The sequence below is a fragment of the Corynebacterium meitnerae genome (genome assembly GCF_027570075.1).
Lineage (GTDB): Bacteria > Actinomycetota > Actinomycetes > Mycobacteriales > Mycobacteriaceae > Corynebacterium > Corynebacterium meitnerae.
The window spans coordinates 1-304 of sequence record NZ_JAKMUS010000048.1 but is presented as its reverse complement, the minus strand read 5'-3'; the positions used below and the strand labels follow the sequence as shown (position 1 = coordinate 304).

1 protein-coding gene is annotated in these 304 nt (G+C 52.6%); it reads left to right on the top strand.

Annotation, left to right across the window (positions count from 1 at the left end; all coding sequences use genetic code 11):
• Positions 1-173: 173 nt before the first annotated feature.
• Positions 174-304: IS1/IS1595 family N-terminal zinc-binding domain-containing protein (locus L8U60_RS10780; protein WP_420840196.1), on the top strand; the 131-nt coding region annotated here is incomplete at its 3' end.

Sequence of the window (304 nt, the reverse complement as noted above, 5' to 3'; positions counted from 1 at the left end):
GGCTTAAGGGACATTTCGTGTGGATAAACCGATACGGATTCCCGGGGCAGCCTGGGATAATACGGTGATCTTGATTTTGAATCGGTTCCAACGGCCCGATCTGTGGAATCAACACTGGATAGTCCTAGGTCTGTGATAAGGGGGCTGCCTCTGGTGCGGTAAGGCCAATTCCTATGGCTAATAGGAATCGGCCGTCATGTGACATGTGCGGCCACGGACTGGTTAAGAACGGCAAAACCGCGGCAGGAACCCAGCGCTGGTTGTGTCCTAAATGCAACGTTTCATCGATTAATACCCGCGCACA